A 6,776-nucleotide genomic window follows, 5' to 3' on the forward strand; every position below is an offset into this window, starting at 1 on the left:
ATAGAAGATATTAATATTCAAATTGGAGGCGGACGGAGGCTGGTGTCTCCCCCGGACTTCAAATCCGGCGGCCCCATCAAGGATGGGGTGGTAGGTTCGATTCCTATCCGCCTCCGCCAAAATAAAGATTTACATAAACTACACAGGTGGTATTGTATTTAATGCAATTTCTTTTTCTAAGATATTTGCAACATTGAGTATTGTTACCTCATCAAAAGCTTTTCCAATTATCTGAAGGCCTATTGGAAGGTTTTTACTGTCAAATCCACAAGGAATAGAAATAGCAGGAAGTCCTGCAAGATTTACTGCAATTGTAAAAATATCTGAAAGATACATTTTTATTGGATCGCTTGTTTTCTCGCCAAGCCTAAAGGCTGTTGTGGGTGAAACAGGTGTTACGATAAAGTCAACTTTTTCAAAGGCTTTCTCAAATCCTTGATAGATCAGAGTTCTAACTTTTTGAGCTTTTAGATAATAGGCATCATAATATCCTGCACTTAAAGTGTACGTTCCAATCATTATTCTTCTTTTTACTTCATCTCCAAAACCTTCTGCTCTTGTTTTACAGTACATATCAATCAAGTTTTCGTAATTTTTTGCTCTATAGGTATATCTGACACCGTCAAATCTTCCTAAGTTTGAAGAAGCTTCAGCAGGAGCAATGATGTAGTAAGTTTCAACTGCATACTTTGTATTTGGAAGGGATATTTCTTCTATTTCAACTCCAAGAGATTCTAATTTTCTAACAACATCTAAAACTTTTTCTTTAACCTCAGGCTCAATTCCTTCTACAAAATATTCCTTTGGAAGTCCCGCTTTAAGACCTTTTATTTCATTGTTTAAATTTTCTAAGAAGTTTGGAACAGGAAGCCGTGCACTTGTAGCATCTTTTGAATCTTGTCCTGATATTATGTTCATAAGGTAAGCAGCATCTTCTACAGTTTTTGTTATTGGACCAATCTGATCAAGAGAAGAAGCAAAGGCTGTAAGACCATACCTTGATACTCTTCCGTAAGTAGGTTTAAGACCTACAACACCACAAAGAGCAGCTGGCTGTCTAATTGAACCTCCTGTATCCGAACCAAGAGAAGCTATAGCTGATCTTGCAGAGACAGCTGCTGCTGATCCTCCAGAAGAACCTCCAGGAACTCTTTCTAAGTCCCATGGGTTTTTAGTCGGACCAAAGTAAGAAGTTTCAGTTGAAGAACCCATTGCAAACTCATCAAGATTGTTTTTCCCAACAAAAATAGCTCCTTTTTCTCTCAATCTCTTTATTACAGTTGCGTCGTAAGGAGAAATAAAGTTTTCCAATATCTTTGAAGCGCAAGTCATTCTGACGTTTTCTACGTTTATGTTATCCTTTATAGAAAGAGGAATACCAAAAAGTTCTGGAATTTCATCAGGTTGTAGTTTTTCAAGTTCTCTATCTGCAATTTCTGCTTTTTTTCTAGCTTTTTCTTCTGTAACGGTAATATAAGCGTTTAATTTAGGCTCAGTTTCCTTTATTCTTGAAAGGAGCTCTTCTAAAATTTCCGAAGGCTTAACTTCTTTTTTCTTTATTAAATCATTGAGCTCCTTCAATGATTTATTAATAAGCTCCATTTTTTCCTCCTATCTTTGTTATTTCTTAACAACTTTTGGAACTATGAAATACTGTCCATCTGTTTCAGGTGCATTCATAAATACTTTTTCTCCTGAGAGACTTACACCGGGCAAATCTTCTCTTAAAACATTTTGAGGTGGGATAATTTGAAACTTTGGATCAATACCTTCCGTATCCAGCTCGTTTAATTTTTCAACAAAGTTAAGAATTTCACTTAGCTGAACTTGAAACTTTTCAATTTCCCCTTCTTCTAAGTTAAGTCTTGAAAGCATTGCTATGTGTTTTACTTCTTCCTTTGATAGCTTCATCTCCTACTCCTTAAATAAGCTTTTATAGATTCTCCAATTTCCTCTATTTTCCTTGCTGCAAGAGGATCTGAAGAGTGTGAAACAATTTTAACATTAGGGTTAAGTTCAACCTCTCCTATATAAACTGCTTCTTCAAGCCATTTAATAAAGTCAATTCCATTTCCTCCAAATGGATAATAATCTTCCATATAGTTATCAAGATCAAGAATCTCTATTTCTTTACCATGTTTCTTCACTATTTCTTTTAAGTCGTTTACCGTTCTAACAAGAATATATCCGGGTGGTGCATTTCTCCAATCATCAAGATATATTTTCATAGTTAAACATCCTTTTAAGGAGGTAAATTTTGGGCAAAATTTTATTAGAAATTAACGGTAAAGAAAAAGAGATAGAAATAAAAGGGAAAAGTATAAGGATAAATAAGTTAATGGAATTAATAAATATCTATCCAGAAACAGCAGTAGCAGTTAAAGATGGAGAGCTCCTTTGTGACGATGATAGAATTAAAGATGGAGAAAGAATAAAAATCGGAGTGGCTACTTCAAAAGGTTGAAAAATGAAAAGAGTAATGGCACTTGACGTTGGTTTCAAAAAAATAGGAATTGCTGTTTCAGATCCTTTACTTCTTACTGCAAATCCTCATTCTATTATCTATAGAAAAAGCAACAAAGAAACTTTCTCTAAACTCTTGGAGTTGATAGAAAAATTAGATGTAGGAAAAATAATTATTGGAATTCCTATAAGTTCAGAAGGTAAAGAAACCAAAATGGCTGAAAAAATAAAAAAATTTGCCTTGAAACTTGATTCTTTTCTTAAAGAACGGGGAAAAAAAATTGAAATCGTATTTATCGACGAATCTTACTCTTCTTTAGAAGCAAAAGAGCTGTGTAGATTTTTAGGAAAAACCGAAAAAGAAGAAATCGATGACATAGCTGCTGCTTTAATGTTGAAAGAATGGCTTAAAGTATCCACCATGTATTGAACTTGAACAAACACTGTTGAAGTTCAGATAGAAGGTGGACACCCTAAAATAACCTTTGAATCCCAGAAGGAGGTGTCCACCGATGAAACAATTGAAAAGATTCAAAGGAACATCCCTCCATATATCAAGCACAAATACAGCATTCAAAGAAACCCTGAAAGAAGGAAGAAGAGTAAAAAAGAAACTTGACCTAACAAAAGACAGAAACGTTAAAAAAAGACTGAAATGGATAGAGTACTACCACAAAACAGGCAACGCCAGAAAAACATGCAGATACTTTGGCATCAGTCCAACAACCTTCTACAAGTGGAAAAAAAGATACGACAAGTACGGGATAGAAGGACTCCAAGACAGAAACAAAAGACCTCATAAAGTAAGACAACCCCAAACAGAACCAGAAATAGAACACATCATCGTCACAATAAGGGAAAAATTCCCAACCTGGAGCAAAGAAAAGATAGCAGCCTTCATGGAAAGATACCTAAATGTAAAAATATCATCCTCTACAGTTTACAGGGTTCTCAAAAGACACGGACTAATAGAAAGAACCTGGAAACTAAAAAGTACCTACAAGAGGAAGAAACAGAAAGGGAAAAAGAACCGCACCAGAAAAGGACTAAGAGCAGACAAACCAGGAACAATCCTCATGGACGTTAAATACCTCTACTGGTGCGGTAAAACCTTTTACCAGTTCACGGCAATAGACAAGTTCACCCGAATAGCATTTGCCAAGGTTTATTCTACAAAAAGCAGCAGGAGCGGAAGAAGGTTTTTTGAAGAACTTGAAAAATTTCTTCCCTTCAAGATAGAGAAAGTTCAAACGGATAACGGGAGCGAATTTTTAGGGGAGTTAGACGAATATCTTAAAAGAAAAGGGATAGAACACTACTTTAGTTATCCGAAATCTCCCAAGACTAATGCGCATGTAGAAAGGTTTATTCAAACGACAGAAAGTGAACTATGGATGATAGAAGGAACAGAACCGACTGTTGATGAGATGAATAAAAAACTTTTTGAGTATTTAAAGATTTACAACTTTCTTAGACCCCATCACTCTTTAAATTACAAGACTCCCGCTGAGAAGTTTGAGGAATATATTAAAAACCATCAAGGTGTCCACCATGTATTGAACTCGAACAAACACTTGACAGAAAAATTTAAAGGTCTATATTTGCCGTTGTACAAAATTGAATAAGGAAATGAAACTTGACGGAAAGATTGCAAAGCATATATTTACAGCCTACAGGCTGAAGGGTTGACAAGCTGAGGAGAGAGGCATAAATTTAAACATCGCGCCTTGAGGAAGGCGGTCTTTGACAGGAGAATAAGGGACACGCGCCTGCGGGAGATAGATAAGCCCTTGAGGGCTTTTGATTGAGGTGTTCCGCTAGGTTCTCGTAGCCTTGCGAACTGAGCCAGAAATCGGATTTTAGATATTTTTGCTGGAGAGTTTGATCCTGGCTCAGCGCGAACGCTGTCGGCGTGCCTAACACATGCAAGTCGTGGGGCAGCAGGCGGGTTCCTTTTGGAACCCGTGCTGGCGACCGGCGAACGGGTGAGTAACGCGTGAGCAACCTACCCCGAGGAGGGGGATAACCCGGGGAAACTCGGGCTAATACCCCATAAGCGCACGACCTGCATGGGCTGTGTGAAAAGGGTGGCCTCTGCTTTGCAAGCTGCCGCCTCGGGATGGGCTCGCGTCCCATCAGGTAGTTGGTGAGGTAACGGCTCACCAAGCCTACGACGGGTAGCCGGCCTGAGAGGGTGGTCGGCCACACCGGGACTGAGACACGGCCCGGACTCCTACGGGAGGCAGCAGTGGGGAATCTTGGGCAATGGGCGCAAGCCTGACCCAGCGACGCCGAGTGGAGGAAGAAGCCCTTCGGGGTGTAAACTCCTGTCGCCGGGGACGATGCGGGTGTGGGTTAATAGCTCACACTCGTGACGGTACCCGGAGAGGAAGGGACGGCTAACTACGTGCCAGCAGCCGCGGTAATACGTAGGTCCCGAGCGTTGCGCGAAATTACTGGGCGTAAAGAGCGCGTAGGCGGGCCAGTAAGTCAGAGGTGAAAGCCCCCGGCTCAACCGGGGAATTGCCTCTGATACTGCTGGTCTAGGGTCCGGAAGAGGCTGGCGGAATTCCCGGTGTAGCGGTGAAATGCGTAGATATCGGGAGGAACACCGGTGGCGAAGGCGGCCAGCCAGGACGGTACCGACGCTGAGGCGCGAAAGCGTGGGGAGCAAACCGGATTAGATACCCGGGTAGTCCACGCTGTAAACGATGGGTGCTGGGCGTTGGCACCGATAGGTGTCAGTGCCGAAGCTAACGCGTTAAGCACCCCGCCTGGGGAGTACGGCCGCAAGGCTGAAACTCAAAGGAATAGACGGGGGCCCGCACAAGCGGTGGAGCATGTGGTTTAATTCAATGCTACGCGAAGAACCTTACCAGGGCTTGACATGCGGTGTGTCGTAGCCGAAAGGCTACTAGCTACCCTTTGTGGGGTAGCGCGCCGCACAGGTGGTACATGGCCGTCGTCAGCTCGTGCCGTGAGGTGTTGGGTTAAGTCCCGCAACGAGCGCAACCCCTGTCCCTAGTTGCCAGCGGGTAAAGCCGGGCACACTAGGGAGACTGCCGGCGATAAGCCGGAGGAAGGAGGGGATGACGTCAGGTCAGTATGCCCCTTACGCCCTGGGCTACACACGTGCTACAATGGTCGGGACAGAGGGAAGCGAAGCCGCGAGGTGGAGCAAAACCCACCAAACCCGGTCCCAGTTCGGATTGCAGGCTGCAACTCGCCTGCATGAAGCTGGAATCGCTAGTAACGGCCGGTCAGCTACACGGCCGTGAATACGTTCCCGGGCCTTGTACTCACCGCCCGTCACACCCCGAAAGCTGGCTCTACCAGAAGTCCCCGGGCTAACCCTCTTATGAGGGAGGCAGGGGCCGAAGGTAGGGTTGGTGATTGGGGTGAAGTCGTAACAAGGTAGCCGTAGGAGAACCTGCGGCTGGATCACCTCCTTTTATGGAGAGGGGTGGGCAGGTTCCCACCCCTAAAGAATAGCAGGTGCGTGTCCCTTATCCTCTTGTCAAGGAGGGCCAGTAGCTCAGTTGGTTAGAGCGTACCCCTGATAAGGGTAAGGTCGGTGGTTCAAGTCCACCCTGGCCCACCATAAGAGGAAATGTGGGGACGTAGCTCAGATGGGAGAGCGCCTGCCTTGCAAGCAGGCGGTCGCCGGTTCAAGTCCGGCCGTCTCCACCAAATTAACTTAAAAGGTCTTTGACAGATGAATAAGGAAACTGAGATTTCCTGATAGGTTAACAGGCCGAGGTGCTAAGGGCACACGGTGGATGCCTTGGCGCCAGCAGGCGAGGAAGGGCGTGGTAAGCTGCGAAAAGCCCCGGCGAGGCGCAAACAGCTGATGACCCGGGGATGCCCGAATGGGGAAACCCGGCAGGCAGAAAGCCTGTCATCCCGCATTTTGCGGGAGGCGATACCCCCCGAACTGAAACATCTCAGTAGGGGGAGGAAAGGAAATCAACCGAGACTCCCTGAGTAGCGGCGAGCGAAAGGGGACCAGCCCAAACCGTGTGAGTGTTAAAGCGGGCAGGCGTTGCTCACACGGGGTAGCGGGACGTACCTGGAAGGAGCTGCCTCTCCTTCGGGGAGTTACAAAAGTGCTGGGTAGCCGAATGGTCTGGAAAGGCCAGCCGTAGAGGGTGATAGCCCCGTAGGCGAAACTCGGCACTCTCCCTGGGGTACGATCCCAAGTACCGCGGGACACGAGGAATCCTGCGGGAATCAGGGGGGACCACCCTCCAAGGCTAAGTACTCGCTGGCGACCGATAGCGCATAGTACCGTGAGGGAAAGGTGAAAAGAACCC

At 44.6% G+C, this 6,776-nt stretch carries 6 protein-coding genes, 3 tRNA genes and 2 rRNA genes (1 of these 11 only partly in view); 8 read left to right on the forward strand and 3 right to left on the reverse strand.

Annotated features, from left to right (window positions below):
- Nucleotides 1-24 precede the first annotated feature (24 nt).
- Nucleotides 25-119: transfer RNA gene (locus tag DESTER_RS02500), tRNA-Sec, on the forward strand.
- A 19-nt stretch (nucleotides 120-138) separates the two neighbouring features.
- On the opposite strand, the gene gatA is transcribed toward DESTER_RS02500, so the two are convergent.
- From gatA to DESTER_RS02515, 3 genes are read right to left on the reverse strand one after another with little or no spacing between them, the layout of a single operon-like run.
- The gene (gene gatA / locus DESTER_RS02505) at nucleotides 139-1,602 is read right to left on the reverse strand and encodes an Asp-tRNA(Asn)/Glu-tRNA(Gln) amidotransferase subunit GatA (RefSeq protein ID WP_013638098.1); all 1,464 of its coding nucleotides are present in this window, start codon (nucleotides 1,600-1,602) and stop codon (nucleotides 139-141) included.
- Between the two features lie 18 nt (nucleotides 1,603-1,620).
- Nucleotides 1,621-1,911 (reverse strand): Asp-tRNA(Asn)/Glu-tRNA(Gln) amidotransferase subunit GatC, encoded by a 291-nt coding sequence (gatC, locus tag DESTER_RS02510; protein ID WP_013638099.1) that lies wholly within the window; start codon nucleotides 1,909-1,911, stop codon nucleotides 1,621-1,623.
- Entirely contained in the window at nucleotides 1,908-2,228 is a 321-nt protein-coding gene (locus DESTER_RS02515) for a cyclic-phosphate processing receiver domain-containing protein (protein WP_013638100.1), read from the reverse strand. Before DESTER_RS02515 ends, gatC begins: the two co-directional genes overlap by 4 nt.
- 29 nt (nucleotides 2,229-2,257) lie before the next feature.
- Between DESTER_RS02515 and DESTER_RS02520 the strand changes: the two genes are divergently transcribed.
- The 7 genes from DESTER_RS02520 to DESTER_RS02550 form a co-directional block, all read left to right on the forward strand.
- On the forward strand, nucleotides 2,258-2,464 hold the full coding sequence (locus DESTER_RS02520; RefSeq protein WP_013638101.1) for a ubiquitin family protein: 207 nt from the start codon (nucleotides 2,258-2,260) through the stop codon (nucleotides 2,462-2,464).
- 3 nt (nucleotides 2,465-2,467) lie between these two features.
- Entirely contained in the window at nucleotides 2,468-2,893 is a 426-nt protein-coding gene (ruvX, locus tag DESTER_RS02525; protein WP_013638102.1) for a Holliday junction resolvase RuvX, read from the forward strand.
- An 82-nt stretch (nucleotides 2,894-2,975) separates the two neighbouring features.
- Nucleotides 2,976-4,088 carry an IS481 family transposase gene (locus tag DESTER_RS02530; protein WP_013638103.1) on the forward strand — a complete coding sequence of 371 codons (1,113 nt, stop codon included), beginning with the start codon at nucleotides 2,976-2,978 and terminating at the stop codon, nucleotides 4,086-4,088.
- 244 nt (nucleotides 4,089-4,332) lie between these two features.
- A 16S ribosomal RNA gene (locus DESTER_RS02535) occupies nucleotides 4,333-5,915 on the forward strand.
- Nucleotides 5,916-5,987: 72 nt separating this feature from the next.
- Nucleotides 5,988-6,064: transfer RNA gene (locus tag DESTER_RS02540), tRNA-Ile, on the forward strand.
- Nucleotides 6,065-6,077: 13 nt separating this feature from the next.
- Nucleotides 6,078-6,153, forward strand: a tRNA-Ala gene (locus DESTER_RS02545).
- A 62-nt stretch (nucleotides 6,154-6,215) separates the two neighbouring features.
- A 23S ribosomal RNA gene (locus DESTER_RS02550) occupies nucleotides 6,216-6,776 on the forward strand (it continues 2,416 nt past the right edge of the window).
- Together the 16S and 23S rRNA genes with 2 tRNA genes alongside form the textbook arrangement of a ribosomal RNA operon.

The sequence above is a fragment of the Desulfurobacterium thermolithotrophum DSM 11699 genome (assembly GCF_000191045.1).
GTDB lineage: Bacteria > Aquificota > Aquificia > Desulfurobacteriales > Desulfurobacteriaceae > Desulfurobacterium > Desulfurobacterium thermolithotrophum.